Annotated in this window: 19 protein-coding genes and 1 other RNA gene; 16 read left to right on the top strand and 4 right to left on the bottom strand. The window is 38.8% G+C overall.

What is annotated here, in order from left to right; translation table 11 throughout:
* The first annotated feature begins 22 nt into the window (after positions 1-22).
* The 9 genes from RV04_RS06790 to RV04_RS06750 all read left to right on the top strand — a co-directional run bounded on the left by RV04_RS06790 (position 23) and on the right by RV04_RS06750 (position 6,332).
* Positions 23-1,354, top strand: a complete 1,332-nt coding sequence (locus RV04_RS06790) for a DRTGG domain-containing protein (RefSeq protein WP_071857723.1) — start codon at positions 23-25, stop codon at positions 1,352-1,354.
* 15 nt (positions 1,355-1,369) lie between these two features.
* Positions 1,370-2,320 (top strand): DHH family phosphoesterase, encoded by a 951-nt coding sequence (locus RV04_RS06785; RefSeq protein ID WP_071857722.1) that lies wholly within the window; start codon positions 1,370-1,372, stop codon positions 2,318-2,320.
* A 126-nt stretch (positions 2,321-2,446) separates the two neighbouring features.
* Positions 2,447-2,770, top strand: a complete 324-nt coding sequence (locus RV04_RS06780) for a zinc ribbon domain-containing protein YjdM (protein ID WP_071857721.1) — start codon at positions 2,447-2,449, stop codon at positions 2,768-2,770.
* A 118-nt stretch (positions 2,771-2,888) separates the two neighbouring features.
* A complete protein-coding gene (locus tag RV04_RS06775) occupies positions 2,889-3,596 on the top strand; it encodes a zinc metallopeptidase (RefSeq protein ID WP_071857720.1) in 708 nt (235 codons plus the stop codon).
* A 125-nt stretch (positions 3,597-3,721) separates the two neighbouring features.
* Complete coding sequence (locus RV04_RS06770; protein WP_071857719.1) at positions 3,722-4,057, top strand: hypothetical protein; 336 nt, start codon at positions 3,722-3,724, stop codon at positions 4,055-4,057.
* A gap of 137 nt (positions 4,058-4,194) precedes the next feature.
* Complete coding sequence (gene tadA, locus RV04_RS06765; RefSeq protein WP_071857718.1) at positions 4,195-4,698, top strand: tRNA adenosine(34) deaminase TadA; 504 nt, start codon at positions 4,195-4,197, stop codon at positions 4,696-4,698.
* A gap of 27 nt (positions 4,699-4,725) precedes the next feature.
* Positions 4,726-4,807, top strand: an RNA gene (gene ffs, locus RV04_RS06760) — signal recognition particle sRNA small type.
* 140 nt (positions 4,808-4,947) lie between these two features.
* Positions 4,948-5,817 (top strand): SPFH domain-containing protein, encoded by an 870-nt coding sequence (locus tag RV04_RS06755; RefSeq protein ID WP_071857717.1) that lies wholly within the window; start codon positions 4,948-4,950, stop codon positions 5,815-5,817.
* A 17-nt stretch (positions 5,818-5,834) separates the two neighbouring features.
* The gene (locus RV04_RS06750; protein WP_071857716.1) at positions 5,835-6,332 is read left to right on the top strand and encodes an LURP-one-related/scramblase family protein; all 498 of its coding nucleotides are present in this window, start codon (positions 5,835-5,837) and stop codon (positions 6,330-6,332) included.
* A gap of 47 nt (positions 6,333-6,379) precedes the next feature.
* On the opposite strand, the gene RV04_RS06745 is transcribed toward RV04_RS06750, so the two are convergent.
* Positions 6,380-6,853, bottom strand: a complete 474-nt coding sequence (locus RV04_RS06745; RefSeq protein ID WP_071857715.1) for a methylated-DNA--[protein]-cysteine S-methyltransferase — start codon at positions 6,851-6,853, stop codon at positions 6,380-6,382.
* Between the two features lie 127 nt (positions 6,854-6,980).
* Between RV04_RS06745 and RV04_RS06740 the strand changes: the two genes are divergently transcribed.
* The 4 genes from RV04_RS06740 to RV04_RS06725 are packed head-to-tail and all read left to right on the top strand — an operon-like array spanning position 6,981 to position 10,415.
* Positions 6,981-8,360: a bifunctional metallophosphatase/5'-nucleotidase gene (locus tag RV04_RS06740; RefSeq protein ID WP_071857714.1), complete on the top strand. Its 1,380-nt coding sequence runs from the start codon at positions 6,981-6,983 to the stop codon at positions 8,358-8,360.
* Positions 8,361-8,394: 34 nt separating this feature from the next.
* Positions 8,395-9,015, top strand: a complete 621-nt coding sequence (locus tag RV04_RS06735; RefSeq protein WP_071857713.1) for a YutD family protein — start codon at positions 8,395-8,397, stop codon at positions 9,013-9,015.
* A gap of 4 nt (positions 9,016-9,019) precedes the next feature.
* On the top strand, positions 9,020-9,790 hold the full coding sequence (locus RV04_RS06730; RefSeq protein ID WP_071857712.1) for a TIGR01457 family HAD-type hydrolase: 771 nt from the start codon (positions 9,020-9,022) through the stop codon (positions 9,788-9,790).
* Positions 9,780-10,415 (top strand): TIGR01906 family membrane protein, encoded by a 636-nt coding sequence (locus tag RV04_RS06725; protein WP_071857711.1) that lies wholly within the window; start codon positions 9,780-9,782, stop codon positions 10,413-10,415. The genes RV04_RS06730 and RV04_RS06725 overlap by 11 nt, the downstream gene beginning before the upstream one ends.
* An 18-nt stretch (positions 10,416-10,433) precedes the next feature.
* Here RV04_RS06725 and RV04_RS06720 read toward each other — a convergent pair whose 3' ends face one another.
* Complete coding sequence (locus RV04_RS06720) at positions 10,434-10,943, bottom strand: phosphatidylglycerophosphatase A family protein (protein WP_071857710.1); 510 nt, start codon at positions 10,941-10,943, stop codon at positions 10,434-10,436.
* Between the two features lie 19 nt (positions 10,944-10,962).
* Positions 10,963-11,946: an NAD(P)/FAD-dependent oxidoreductase gene (locus RV04_RS06715; RefSeq protein WP_071857709.1), complete on the bottom strand. Its 984-nt coding sequence runs from the start codon at positions 11,944-11,946 to the stop codon at positions 10,963-10,965.
* 131 nt (positions 11,947-12,077) lie between these two features.
* Here RV04_RS06715 and RV04_RS06710 point away from each other — a divergent pair, with 131 nt between their 5' ends.
* Positions 12,078-12,665 carry a peptidylprolyl isomerase gene (locus RV04_RS06710; RefSeq protein ID WP_071857708.1) on the top strand — a complete coding sequence of 196 codons (588 nt, stop codon included), beginning with the start codon at positions 12,078-12,080 and terminating at the stop codon, positions 12,663-12,665.
* Positions 12,666-12,695: 30 nt separating this feature from the next.
* Here the strand turns inward: RV04_RS06710 and RV04_RS06705 are convergent, their stop codons facing one another.
* Positions 12,696-13,862, bottom strand: a complete 1,167-nt coding sequence (locus tag RV04_RS06705; protein WP_071857707.1) for a MalY/PatB family protein — start codon at positions 13,860-13,862, stop codon at positions 12,696-12,698.
* Positions 13,863-13,939: 77 nt separating this feature from the next.
* Between RV04_RS06705 and RV04_RS06700 the strand changes: the two genes are divergently transcribed.
* Together RV04_RS06700 and RV04_RS06695 are read left to right on the top strand one after the other, a co-directional pair.
* Positions 13,940-14,320: a CvfD/Ygs/GSP13 family RNA-binding post-transcriptional regulator gene (locus tag RV04_RS06700; RefSeq protein WP_071857706.1), complete on the top strand. Its 381-nt coding sequence runs from the start codon at positions 13,940-13,942 to the stop codon at positions 14,318-14,320.
* A gap of 85 nt (positions 14,321-14,405) precedes the next feature.
* Entirely contained in the window at positions 14,406-14,768 is a 363-nt protein-coding gene (locus tag RV04_RS06695) for a hypothetical protein (RefSeq protein WP_211271184.1), read from the top strand.
* The last annotated feature ends 164 nt before the right edge of the window (positions 14,769-14,932 follow it).

Genomic DNA, 14,932 nt, shown 5'->3' with positions numbered 1-14,932 from the left:
ACACTTAAAACAGGAGGAAGTTATGGCGACAAAACATGATTTGATTCTGGAACATATTGAGAGTCTCCCAGTGGGGGAGCGAATCTCTGTGCGCAGTATCGCAAAAAATTTAAATGTTAGTGAAGGTACGGCCTATCGTGCCATTAAAGATGCAGAAAATATTGGTCTAGTTTCTACGATCCAACGTGTGGGAACCATCCGGATCGAACGAAAATTAAAAAAGAATATCGAACGATTAACGTTTGGTGAAGTAGTTCGGATCATTGAAGGAGACGTATTAGGAGGAGCCAATGGTCTAGATAAAGATTTGAATAAGTTTGTGATTGGTGCTATGACAGAAGACGCAATGCGTCGCTATATCACACCTGGATCTTTATTGATTATTGGGAATCGAGAAGGTGCTCAAAAATTAGCCTTACAAGATGGTGCTGCAGTCTTGATTACTGGTGGTTTCGGAACAACCGCTGAAATCGCACAACTTGCGGATGAATTGAATCTTCCTGTTTTGAGTACCACCTATGATTCTTTCACGGTGGCAACAATGATCAATCGAGCACTGAGCGATCAACTGATCAAAAAAGATATCATGCAAGTTAGCGATATTTATATGCCGCTAGAAAAAACAGTCTATTTACAATCGGGGGATCCGATTTCTAGTTATCATCGTTTATCAGGGCAAACTGGTCATTCTCGTTTCCCTGTCGTAAATAAAAGTTTACGTGTTTTAGGTGTGGTAACAGCAAAAGATGTATTAGGAAAAGCAGACAACCAATTGATTGATCGAGTGATGACTCGTGAACCAAACGTGGTCAAACAAAGTATGAGTGTGGCTTCAGTCAGTCATCAAATGATCTGGGATGGTTTAGAAATGATGCCGGTCGTAAAAGATGATCTATCACTTGTTGGAATGGTCAGTCGTCAAGATGTCATGAAGGCGATGCAGCTAGTACAGCGACAACCCCAAATGTCAAATACGATTTCTGATCAAATTGTAGGTGATATTATTACAATCAATACCGATCGTGACGATACACCGTTGGATACGCCTTATTTTAAATTCGAAGTTACTCCGCAAATGGTTAACAGTGTCGGGACTATCTCATTTGGGGTTTTAAGTGAAATTGTGGCCAATGTCGCTCAACGAAGTATTTTATTGGATCAGCGTCGCAATACGTTGATCGAACAAATGAACTTGCACTATTTACGTTTGATCCAATTAGAAAGTGAAATCGAGATCCATTCAAAAACATTGGAATTGGGACGGCGGTCAGCAAAAGTCGATGTAGAAGTTTATATCGATAATGTGATCGTAGCCAAAGCAATCGTTGTTTGCCAAGTGATGGAACGTTCGTAGAAAGAGGGATTTTATATGACAATTACTGAAAAAATCATTGAGATGATCAAACAATATGATCGCATCATCATTCATCGCCACATGCGCCCGGACCCAGATGCCTTAGGATCACAGTGTGGATTAGCTGAAATTTTGCGAGCAACTTATCCTAAAAAAGAAATCTATCAAGTCGGTGGTCCAGTGGAAGGACTAGAATTTTTAGCTGAGATGGATGAAATCACGGATGATTTGTATATCGGAGCGTTAGTGATCGTAACGGATACTGCAAATGCGCCGCGCATCAGTGATGATCGTTACCAGTTAGGTGATAAATTAATCAAGATCGATCATCATCCAAATGACGACCCATATGGTGATCTTCTATGGGTGAATACAGAGGCTAGTAGCTGTAGTGAAATCATCGCTGATTTAGCTTTTGCTGAAGATTTGACGCTCTCAGAAAATGCTGCGCGTCTTTTATATGGTGGAATCGTTGGTGATACTGGTCGTTTCCTATATCCAGCAACAACTTCTCATACCTTGGTGGTCGCTTCAAAATTGTTAGATTACGGATTCGATTCGTCTAAATTAAACCGCCAAATTGATCAAATTTCACTGGAAGTAGCGCAACTCTCAGGTTATCTTTATCAAAATCTACAAATCGATGACAATGGTGCTGGCTATGTGATTTTGGATCAAGCAATTTTAAATAAGTATGGCATCAAAGACTCAGATACAGCCTCTTTAGTTCCGTTGCCAGGGACAATCGATACCGTACTAGCTTGGGCTGTTTTTGTTGAACAGCCAGAAGGTTATTATCGCGTTCGTTTACGCTCTAAAGGTCCTGTGATCAATGAGTTAGCTAAACAATATCATGGTGGCGGGCATCCGCTAGCTAGCGGAGCCAATGCTAAAGATCAAGCGATGTGCCAAGAAATTTATCAAAAAATCCAAGTATTGTGTGCTGAGTATCAAGTAAATAACTAAAGTAAAAAGTGACTGGACAAAAGACGAAGATGCTTTTGTTCAGTCTTTTTTATAGAGAAAGGCTTTTCAAGTACGCGGCTTTCCGTTAAACTAAATATTCATAAACTAGTTTATTGGAGGAATAACATGCCGAATTGCCCAATGTGTCAATCAGAGTATACATATGAAGATCGAGGATTATTTGTTTGTCCTGAATGCGGTCATGAATGGTCTGAAAGTGAAACAACCGAAGAAGCAATGGTCGTTAAAGATAGTAACGGCAATGTATTACAAGAGGGAGACAGTGTGACGGTGATCAAGGATCTGAAAGTCAAAGGGGCTTCAGGTGCCATCAAACAAGGGACAAAAGTCAAAAATATTCGTTTGGTCGAAGGTGATCATAACATCGATTGTAAAGTTGATGGCTTTGGACCGATGAAGTTAAAATCAGAATTCGTTAAGAAGCTTTAAAAGAGAGCATGATTTAGAGTGACTTTCATAAAAAAACACATTTTTCATGCTACACTTATATTAGGAAACTGTTTTTGATTGATGAACAGTAAAATTTCTTGATCAGAGGAGAATGTTTATGTACGGATCCTATTACAATTTTTTTGACCCCACGTTTTTATTGGTGATCGCAGGATTAGTCATTTCTGGCTTAGCCTCTGCTTATGTCAATTCAACTTTTCGTAAATATGATGAATTTCGTAGTAGTAAAGGCGTGACTGGAACATCTGCTGCTGAATATATCTTGCGTAGTCAAGGCATCACTGACGTCGGTGTTCAGCAAATCTCAGGGAACTTAACCGATAATTATAATAGCGGGAATAAAATGCTCAGCCTCTCAGAAGCGACAGCGCAATCGACATCGGTAGCTGCAATCGGGGTAGCTGCTCACGAATGTGGCCATGCGGTCCAAGATGCTAAAAATTATATACCTTTGCGTTTGCGAGCAGCAATCGTTCCGGTAGCCAATATTGGCTCAACTTTGTCTTTTCCACTAATTATGATTGGTGTATTCATGAGTTGGAATCAAACGTTGATCAATATCGGAATCTTGGCTTTTTCTTTAGCCTTAATCTTTCAATTAGTGACCTTGCCAGTAGAATTTGATGCCTCACGCAGAGCGTTAGCTATTCTAAGAGAAGGTGGTTTATTGCAAGAAGATGAACTTGTAGCAGCTCGAAAAGTATTAGTAGCGGCGGCATTAACCTATGTAGCGGCAGCTTTATCAACCTTCTTGCAATTACTGCGATTAGTTTTATTATTCGGTGGAAATCGTAATCGTGACTAAGAATCGACGACTGTCGGTTCTTTTTTTGTTTAAAAAAATTGACTGGAGACGTTCTCATAGTGGGAAGGCACTTGATTATTTTAAATTTTGAGAGTGTGTTATCATGAATAAAAGGAGCTGATACCATGAAAAAATCAACTAAAGTAAAAATTGGAGTAGGAGTTATTTTTGCAGCCAGTACAGCAACCGCCGTGGTTATTTCCGGACAGCTAATCGAAAAAGCACGCCACGCATCGAATCGCCACAAAGTAAAACGCTTTGTGAATGATAAGTTCGACGGTAGTGAAACGTTGTTGTCGATCGTCGACAAGTTATCAGATGACGATTTAGATAATATGATGAATATTTTAGATAAGATCAAAAGCGGAAAAAAGCGCGTATCGGTCTACGGTGATTCCATCAAAGATACGACCGATGATTTAAGAAATAAGTTGATGGATTTTGTAGACAAAGTAATGTAAAAAAGTAGCGATGCTTTAAACAGGCAACTATTTTTTACTTCAAACTACTCATTGGTGACGATGGGTAGTTTTTTTGTCCTTCTAATTATGATAGAGTAAAAAGACGAGTTAAGTTAGAAGAGTGAGCGAGGAAAAACATGGAACGTGAAAGCCAATTAACGGTAGAAGAAAAAAGACAGTTTATGCAAGCGGCCATCAACGAAGCAAAAAAGGCAGAAGCTATTGCAGAAGTTCCAATCGGAGCGGTCGTAGTTTATCAAGGTGAAATTATTGGTCGAGGGCATAACCTTAGAGAACATAGTCAAGACGCCACTAGTCATGCGGAAATGTTTGCTATTCGTGAAGCCTGTAAAAAATTGGATAACTGGCGGTTAGAAAAATGTCAGCTTTTTGTGACCTTAGAACCTTGCCCAATGTGCAGCGGCGGGATGATTCTGTCACGTGTGGAGGAAGTGTATTTTGGTGCGTATGATCCAAAAGGTGGAACGGCGGGTACCTTGATGAATTTATTGACAGATGAACGTTTTAATCATCGAGCGTATGTAGAAGGTGGCATCTTGGAAACCGAGTGCGGAGAGTTATTGACTAATTTTTTTCGGCAATTGCGTGCTCGTAAAAAAAAGACTAGTCAAAAGGAATAGAATTTGTTATACTATTCCTTGCCGAAAGGCAGGACAATGTCGGGCTTGTGAATTGTGTCAGATCCGGAAGGAAGCAGCACTAAGCAGGATCCGGCATGTGTCTGTTATAGAGACGATAATGGTAGGCGAGAGCCTGCTTTTTTTTTTTGCCTAAAATTCTAATTTCGCTTTCTTATAATGAAAGCTCTTAATTGAAGCCTATCTAAATAAAGCGTACACTAAAGGTATCAAATCCTGGAGGTGTTAAGGGTGAAAGAGAAAAATGCATTTCATATCAATGGGTATATTGGTTTAGTTGGATTGATTCTTATTTTGTTAGCTGGTCTATGGTGTGTAGCGACCGGAGATACTCAAGATAGTTTCGGTATGATCATTGTAGGGATTTTATTATGGATCATTGCTGCACTATTTCTTAGTTCGTTGACGATTGTGGGGCCCAATAACGCAAAAGCCGTTTTGTTCTTTGGTAAATATTTAGGAACGATCAAAGAGAATGGCTTATTTATTACAACGCCTTTGACTCGTAAAATCCCCATTTCTTTAAAGGTCCGAAACTTTAATAGTTCATTACTAAAAGTAAATGATGCCGATGGAAATCCAGTAGAAATCTCAGCAGTCGTAGTTTTTAAGGTAGTGGATACCGCTAAAGCGTTGTTTGATGTTGATTATTATTTGGATTTTGTAGAGATCCAAAGTGAAACGGCGATTCGCCATATCGCCACGCAATATTCATATGATACTTTCAACGAAGACGATTTAACATTGCGAGGCAATACCGCAGAAGTGTCAGAAGAATTAGCAAGAGAATTACAAGAACGTTTGGCGATGGCGGGAGTAGAAGTGATCGAGACGCGTTTGAATCATTTAGCTTATGCAACTGAAATCGCTAATGCAATGTTGCAACGACAACAAGCAAGAGCTATTTTATCAGCTCGTCAAACCATTGTAGAAGGGGCTGTGACGATGACCCAAATGGCTTTGGAACAAATTGAAAACGGCCAAGATATTCACTTTACGGATGACCGGAAAGTCCAATTGATCAATAATTTGCTTGTTTCGATTATTACCGATAAAGGAACGCAACCTGTGATCAATACGGGTGATTTATCTGAAAAATAAATAGAGGAGGTACCTTGATGAAAAAATTGTATATCAAACAAAAAGTCTTTAGTATTGGTGAAAAATTCACTGTTGTAGATGAGGATCAACATCCTCGCTATTTTGTTAAGGGGAGTTTTTTAAAGATTCCTAAAACTTTTCGAGTGGAAGATGAAAAAGGAAATGAAGTCAGCAAAATTACGAAGAAAGTAATTAGTCTATTACCTAAATTCACTGTTGAGTTGGACGGTAACGATGCGATTGAAATTTCAAAACATTTGAGTGTCTTTAAGGCAAAGTATGCTATTTCAGCTGAAGACATCAAAGTAGAAGGTAATTGGTGGGACATGGATTTTGAGGTTTCTCAAAAAGGCCGCAAAGTAGCTGAAATCCATAAGCGTTGGATCTCGTGGGGCGATTCCTATGAAATCACGATCCTAAATGATTCATTGGAAGAGTTGATTGTTTCATTAGTCATCGCGATTGATTGTGTGAAAGCTGATGAAAATTCGAATGCCGCATCATCTTCAGATTAAAAAAAGCACTGCAACGAATTAAAGTTGCGGTGCTTTTTTGCGATAGATCAGTCGTTTATTTTAAATTCAGCATTTTCAAGTGCTAATAAATGTTGTTTGATTTTTAAACCCTCTGCGCTTGAACCAGAATAACCGACCAATCGTCCATTTTTTCCGATAACACGATGGCAGGGAATCAAAATCGGCAATGGGTTCTGGCGGTTTGCTTGCCCTAACGCCCGCACAGCCTTTGGTCGGTGGATGCTTTCAGCTACTGCTTGATAGCTGCAGGTCGATCCGTAAGGTATGGATGTCAGTGATTGCCAAACTTCTTGTTGGAAAGCAGTGCCTTTTTCAAACATATAGGGAAGGTCGAACGTTTTTCGTTCACCCGATAAAAATTCTAAAATTTGTGTTTGTGCTTGGATTAAAAGAGCTTGATTTGCTAAGGGGTGTTCATCAATTGGCGTATAAGAAATCTGAGTCAAAAATTGTTGATTGGCATTTAACCAGATGGTTCCTAAGGAAGATTCGAATTTCATTTACCCACCTACTTTTCTAGAATTAAGAAGGAAAACAAAAGCAATGGATGAATACTTCTATCAACGCTTCTAGTGTAGCTCTATGGTACTATAGATGGAACAAAAAGAGTCGAAAAGAGGTAGAACAATGGAAAAAATTATCCTTTTACATACCAACGATCTACATTCGCACTTAGAAAATTGGCCTAAGATTCGTCGGTTTTTAAGAGAACGTAAACAAGAGGAGACCGCTGATCAAACGGTGATTACGATCGATTTAGGAGATTTTGTCGATCGTTGGCATCCGCTAACAGAAGCGACGAATGGGCAAGCAAATATCGAGTTGATGAATCAAATTCATTATGATGCAGCAACAATTGGAAATAATGAAGGCGTAGGAAACTCTAAAGAAGAATTGAACCATCTATATGATCAAGCAAATTTTGATATCGTATTAGATAATCTATTTGATAAGAAAACGTTACAGCCGCCAGCTTGGTCGCAACCTTGTAAAATCATCACGACCAAATTAGGAACAACAATCGGATTATTGGCATTTACCGCCCCATTTCCCTTAACCTACAATCCCAACGGTTGGGATATCCGTCAAGTGATGGATATCTTACCAGAATTGGTTTCCCAGCTGCGAACTAAAGTAGATGTTGTTGTACTGATGAGTCATTTAGGCATTAGTGCAGATCGCTTGATCGCTAAAGAACTACCAGAAATTGATGTGATTTTAGGTTCCCATACACATCATTTATTTGAGAATGGTGAAAAAGTCGCAGGTGTTCAACTAGCGGCTGCCGGGAAATATGGCTATTACGTCGGTGAAGTACAAGTAATGCTAGATGAAGAGCATCATGTTCAACAAACGATTGCTCGAACGTTTGCAACAGAAAAAATGTTGGAAATCCCAGAAGATCGAATAGAAATTGCAGGCTATCTGGAAGAAGGGCATCGCTTATTATCTGAAAAGAAAGTGGCTCAACTGCCTTTTGCATTAGAAACAGCGCTTGATTCGTTGCATCCAATGATCACTTATGCTTTAAAAGCAGTCAAAGAAGCTGCAGGAACGGAAGCGGCTGTTTTGAATTCTGGATTATTTTTGACAGATATCCCAGCTGGAGAAATTAATCAAGATCAACTACATACTGCCTTGCCCCATCCGATGCATTTGATTAAAGTAACATTATCAGGAAATGATTTGATTCGTTTGGTTTTAGAAATGGAAAAAAATCGGCACTTTTTGATTAATTTTCCAGTCATGGGTATGGGATTTCGTGGAAAAGTTTTTGGTCATCTTGTATATGATGGAATTGACTATGATGCCATCAATCATCAAGTTCGTTGGCTTGGGGAATTGGTCGATCCTGAGCTAGAATATACGATCGCCACGGTGGATCATTTTATGTTTGTCCCCTTTTTCCCGACAATCGAAATTGCCGGTCGGTATGAATTTTTGTTTCCAGCTTTTATTCGGACCGTTGTGGGGGACTATCTGCATACTCACTATCCAAGCAAATAAAAACAAGGTATAATAACAAACAGGTGGTGAGACGATGACAAGAGAGAAAAAAGACAAAAAAGAGCAGCAACAACCAACTGAAAAAACAGTTACGCAAGAGATGACTGAAGTCTTAGATGAAATCGTCGAGACGCCCGCTGAAGAAAAGAAAAAAGGTGAACATGTCGTTTTTGTAGATGACAGCAATCTTTTAATTGGCGAACGCCAATATCGTTTAGTTAGAAATTACCGTGAGGGCTTTGATGCCGAACGTTTAGGTGAACGCTTTAGTGAGGTCTTGACGCGCTATGATTATGTTGTAGGAGATTGGGGATATGACCAATTACGTTTGAAAGGCTTTTTCCGTGAAGATGACCGGAAGAGTATGCCTGAGCAACGGATCGATGCTTTAGAAGATTATTTATATGAATATTGCAATTTTGGGTGTGCGTACTTTGTATTGGAACGAACGGATGGCAAACGCCAGCAAAATCGTAAAAAACGTAAACGTAAACGCAAAGATAAACCACAAGCATTTGTAGAAGAGAAAAAAGCGACGGTTTCGGAAACGCAGAAAAAGAAACCTGTGATCAAAAATCGTCAACCGAAAAAAGCTGCTCCAGCGAAAACCAAAGAAAAAGATGAACGCTTTGTGATTCGTCAAAGAGAAGAGTAGATATATGTATAAAGGATATTTAATCGATTTAGATGGAACGATCTATCGTGGAAGCGAACCGATCCCTGCAGGTCGTCGTTTTGTAGAGCAACTTCAAGCACGTCAAATTCCTTTTTTGTTTTTGACAAACAATACGACGAAGACACCTCAAACGGTTGCAGATCGTTTGGCAAATGAATTTTCAATCTACGTTAGCCCTGAAACTGTTTATACGGCGACTTTGGCGACGATTGATTACATGAATGATGCAGACAAAGGTAAAAAAGTATTTGTGATTGGGGAGCCGGGTTTGATCGATCCGATTTTAGCTGCTGGTTATGAATGGGAAACTGAGCACCCGGACTATGTTGTTGTGGGGTTAGACACTGATGTTACTTACGAAAAATTTGTGACGGCAACACTAGCGATTCAAAGGGGCGCAACGTTTATCGGGACCAACCCAGATAAAAATATTCCGACCGAACGTGGATTATTGCCTGGCGCTGGATCAGTGATTGCTTTGATTGAAGCTTCTACGCAACAATCAGCTATTTATATCGGCAAGCCTGAAGCGATTATCATGGAAAAAGGATTAGGGATTTTAGGCTTAGATAAATCGGAAGTGTTAATGGTAGGCGATAATTACACGACAGATATTCTTGCAGGCATCAATAATGGTATTGATTCCTTATTGGTTTTATCAGGCTTTACCCAAAAGGAAGAAATCCCTGATTTGCCAGTGCAACCGACTCATTTAGTCGATTCTTTAGATGAGTGGCGTTTTGATGAAAAATAAAGGCTTCGATATAATCGGATTGTTTTGTCTGATTGTAGCGTTATTAACCCTGGCAATCACATTGACGATCAATGCCCGTTGGTTGTATCAGTTTGATATCAGGCACTTAAATTTGCTAGATTATACAATTCTTTCATCTAAGGGGTTGTTACATAATTTTGATCAATTGATGCAGTATTTGAATACACCTTGGATTCATAAGTTGAAGCTGGATGATTTTCCGGTTTCAGCTAGTGGCGCTTTGCACTTTTACGAAGTCAAACGATTGTTTATGTTGAACTATGGACTGTTGATAGTTACCGTTGTTCCAAGTGTTTTTTACGTAAGAAGGCTCAGTAAGCAAAAACGACTTTGGACATTGATTCAGCCATTCAAGTTGGCAATGGTCGTGCCGATCGTTATCGCTTTTTTGATGGCAGTTAATTTTGATCAATTTTTTATTACATTCCATGGCTTATTCTTTAATAACGACGCCTGGATTTTTAATCCTGCAACTGACCCGATTATCAATGTCTTGCCGGAGACTTTTTTTCTACACTGTTTTATCTTATTTTTTATTTTGCTAGAAATTTTTTATTTTCTGCCAATCTATTTTGGAAAAAGAGCATTAAAAAAAGAGCATTAAGCTCTTTTTTTAATGCTCTTATTTGACGATGGCGTCCAATTTTCCAGGATCTTCATGAGCCAATCGACTAGCAGCTGCCGCTGCAATGGCGCCCACTAAGTCATCTAAAAACGTATGAACATGTACACCGTCATGCTCATTTAGTTTTTTTAAGATTCCGGGTTTTACCTTGTCGATATACCCGTAGTTAGTAAAACCAATCGAGCCGTATACATTTACGATCGATAAAGCCATGATTTCATCGATGCCATATAAGCCTTCGTCTTCTTCCAAAATTTTCTGCAACGGATCATCTAATTTTTTTTGCTCAGCTAGTTTGTCTAACGCGATGCCAGTGATGATTGCATTATGAACCTCGCGTTTCGTAAGCACCCGATCAACACTATCAATGCATACTTGAATATCCAGTTCAGAGATATAGTCTTTTTGTAAGAAGAAAACCAACTCTGCAATATCTTTGATCGTTACGCCACGTTCTTCCAATAAGTCACGAGCTTTTTGTTCCAATGTTGTTGTTTCGTAGACCATGATGTTCCCTCCATTTAACCTATTTTTGTGGAAATAGACTGGTACTATGTCCTGGTTGCGTCCGGTTCTTCGGATTGATGTAATGCAATGCGTTATTTACAGCTGTAGGGGCTTCGCCCATCCCGGTGGCAATTAATTTTACTTTTCCATCGTAGGTTGCGATATCGCCACACGCATAGACTCCAGGGATAGAAGTACGCATATCTGGTTCCACTAGGATTGCTTGACGGGTACTTTCGAGTCCCCAAGAACGTAAATGCTCAAGTGAAGAAGAAAAACCATAATTAACAATCAAGTAATCGATGTTCAGATTAATTGTCTCATCGCTTTTCGTTTTTTGCAAAGTTAACCGATCTAGCTCTTGCTCACCATTCAATTCCGTTAAAATATATGGCGTGTAAATATTAACGGAAGAAGTTTTTAATTTTTCTACACTATGCTCATGGCCGCGAAATTGATCTCGACGGTGGATGAGCGAGACTTCTCCGGCGATTGGTTCTAGCATCAAGGCCCAGTCGATCGCGGAATCACCGCCACCTGCGATTGCTACTTTTTTACCGGCGTATTTCATCAAATCATTGATGTAATAATCTACGCCATGATTTTCGAATTTGTCGGCTTGTTCGATTTGTAAGCGTCTAGGCTGAAAAGACCCATTTCCGATAGCTAATACGACTGCTTTAGTATAGTGGCTTTCTTTATTGGTAATCAACTCTAGATAATCATCATGTTGCTTTAGATCTAATACTTCTTCATCCAAACAATACGTATGCGAGAAAGTTCGTAATTGTTTTTCTAAATTGCCAACTAGATCTGCCGCTTTAACGATGGGAAATCCAGGAATGTCATAGATGTTTTTTTCAGGGTAAAGTGTTGTCAACTGTCCGCCAAGTTGTGGCAAGCTATCGATCAGCTTGGTTTTTGCTTGACGTATCCCTGCGTAAAAGGCTGCGAACATCCCAACGGGTCCTGCACCTACAATGGTTATATCGAAAATTTCCATATCCTCACCCTTTCTTTTCTGCTCAATTGTAACAAATAATTTAAATAGAAAGAACCGCTTAGCTTAAGGAGGTGGCAAAACAGTAAAAATTTGTTATGATAGATGGAGCAAAAATAAAGGAGGAATTTGAAGTGTCTCAATTTCCACAATTAAATCTAACAGAAGAAAAAGGTCCGAAAGCGACGATCAAAACAAATATGGGAGATATTATTGTTCAACTATTCCCAGAAGAAGCACCCAAAACAGTTGAAAACTTTGTTCAATTAGCGAAGAAAGGTTATTACGATGGTGTGATTTTCCACCGTGTGATCCCTGATTTCATGATTCAAGGTGGCGATCCAACCGGTACTGGTATGGGCGGCGAAAGTATCTATGGTGAAAAATTTGAAGATGAATTTTCACGTAATTTATTCAATTTACGTGGTGCTTTATCAATGGCGAATGCTGGTCCTAATACAAACGGCAGCCAATTCTTCATCGTAAACAATCAAAATGTTCCAGCAAACATGATGGCTCAATTAGAAGAAGCCGGTTTCCCAGGTGAAATCATTGAAACATACAAACAAGGGGGAACTCCTTGGTTAGACTTCCGTCATACTGTTTTCGGACAAGTGAAAGAAGGTATGGACGTTGTTGACAGTATCGGTAATGCTAAACGCGGTGCTCAAGACAAACCAGTCCATGATATCGTAATCGAATCGATTGAAATCACTGACTAAAAAAAGAACGGCCAATTGGCCGTTCTTTTTTTAGCTTAAAGCGAAAACGATTCTGTTTAATCCTTCCTCCAAAATAGAACGAGGGCAGGCGACATTTAAGCGCATGTGCTGTTTACCGCCAGCACCATAACTGACTCCAGTATTTAAAACGACTTTTCCTTTATGCACCAAACGTTCTTCCAATTCGCTGTCTGAGAAATCATACGCTGAAAAATCGATCCATAATAAGTAAGTAGCTTCAGGTTCCATTACTACAGCTTTCGGCAAATGTGTACGGAAGTATTCTAAAGTAAAAGTTATATTAGATTGAAGGTAGGGCAATAAGTCGTTTAGCCACGCTTCGCCAGATTGATAAGCTGCTTCCATTCCGACTAGTCCAAACGTATTGATTTCTTGCTGGAAATTCTCTTGCTGCTTATTTAGTAGTAATTCCCGCAATTTCTTATTTTTGACGAAAGCCAGTGAATTTTTGATTCCAGCTAAATTAAATGTTTTGGTCATTGAAGTGAATTGAATACTAAAATCACTAAACTGTTCTCCAGCGTTAAAGAATGAAGTCATATGGTTAGGGGGAAAGACTAGATCTTGGTGGATCTCATCACTTAATACAAGAACATTATATTTTTTGCATAGTTTTCCTAGCTGATTCAATTCCGCTGCAGACCAGACTCGGCCTCCAGGATTATGCGGATTACATAGAATCATTAATTTTATTTGTTGCTTGTTGAATTTTTCTTCTAAATCGCCGAAGTCAATCATAAATTGATGGTTCTTTTCAATCAAACGACTACGAACTAATTTTCTCCGATTGTTAGTGATGATAGCAGCAAAGGGTGGGTAGACAGGATCGTGAATCAAAATGGTATCATTTGGTTGTGTCAATGCTTGGATAGCCGTAGTAACGCCAGCCAGTACACCAGAAAAAAAGAAAATATCTTCTCTATTGAGACTCAATCCATGCTGTCTATTCTCCCAAGAGATGATCTCATTATAGAGGCTATCTGAAACTTCACTATAACCAAGAATGCCTTCGCTTAATAATTTTTGATAAGCTGCTAAAACACCAGGTGGGGTTTTGAAATCCATATCAGCAATCCATAAGGGCAAAAGCTCTTCTTCGTTATACGTTTTTAAAAAGGCGTCCCACTTGATACTGTTGGTTCCTAAACGATCAATGGGCTGATCAAAATTAGTCATTTATCTTCCTCCAATGTGCAAACTTCTATTTTCTTCCTAAGTACAGTATAATGAATCATACGAAAAGAGGGAAACGAATGGGATATAAAATTGGAGATATTATTGAGGGACGTGTGACAGGCATCCAGCCATATGGCGCATTCATTTCGCTAGATGAGCAGACTCAAGGACTGATTCATGTTTCGGAGATTCAATCAGGATTCACTAAAAACATCCACAGTTTTTTAGAAATTGGTCAAACGATCGAAGTGCAAATTATAGATATTGATGAATACACCCAAAAAATCAGTTTGTCCTTGCGTACACTAGCAGATCACACAGTTGAATTACCTTATCATCGCAAACGGTACTTTACTAATCGTAATAAAAATATTGGCTTTCGATCAATTGAAAAAAATATGCCTATTTGGACAGAAGAAGCAATTGATTACTTGTTGAAAGAACGAGTAGAAAATTAATACAGGTTTTATGCAAAAAATATCTTTTTTTCAGAAAACATGATACAATGATGGCGGTTTATGATTAGCTTTTGCAGAGGTGAAAATTGTGACAAAACAAGTATCTGGAACAATCATGTTGCACTTAGAAGATGGATCAAAACGTTTTTTAGTTCACGAAATTGGAAATGAGAGAGAATTTGCTCGCACTGATACTAAAGCAGAGAATACAGTTTTAGCTAGTTTTTTAAATTTTTTAAAGAGTACATTGCATATTGATGTAAATGACATTCGTTTGGTTGAGTTGACGAATACTCAAACGCAAGGAAATAATTTACCTTTGTACGTTTTTGAAATGGTTAGTTCCGAGATGACGGAATTACCCAAAGGATTCGCTTGGGAAACCCCAGAGAGTGTTCGGAAGATTCTAGGAACTATTGAAATTGAAGGCGTCCCTTTATTTGAATAATCATTGAGAAAGAGCTTATGAAAATAAGTTCTTTTTTTTATGAAAAAAACTATTGACCAATCATTAATAACGTGGTAAATTAATAAACGTTGCTGATGCAGCAAAAACCGAACAATGATTTTTAAGATTAAAAAAACTTAGAAAAAGTTGTTGACATTAACTTT

Source organism: Enterococcus hermanniensis (assembly GCF_001885945.1).
In the GTDB taxonomy this organism is placed as follows: Bacteria; Bacillota; Bacilli; order Lactobacillales; family Enterococcaceae; genus Enterococcus_A; species Enterococcus_A hermanniensis.
Note: the sequence above shows the minus strand (reverse complement) of the source record. Positions and strands in the feature narration are given on the sequence as shown.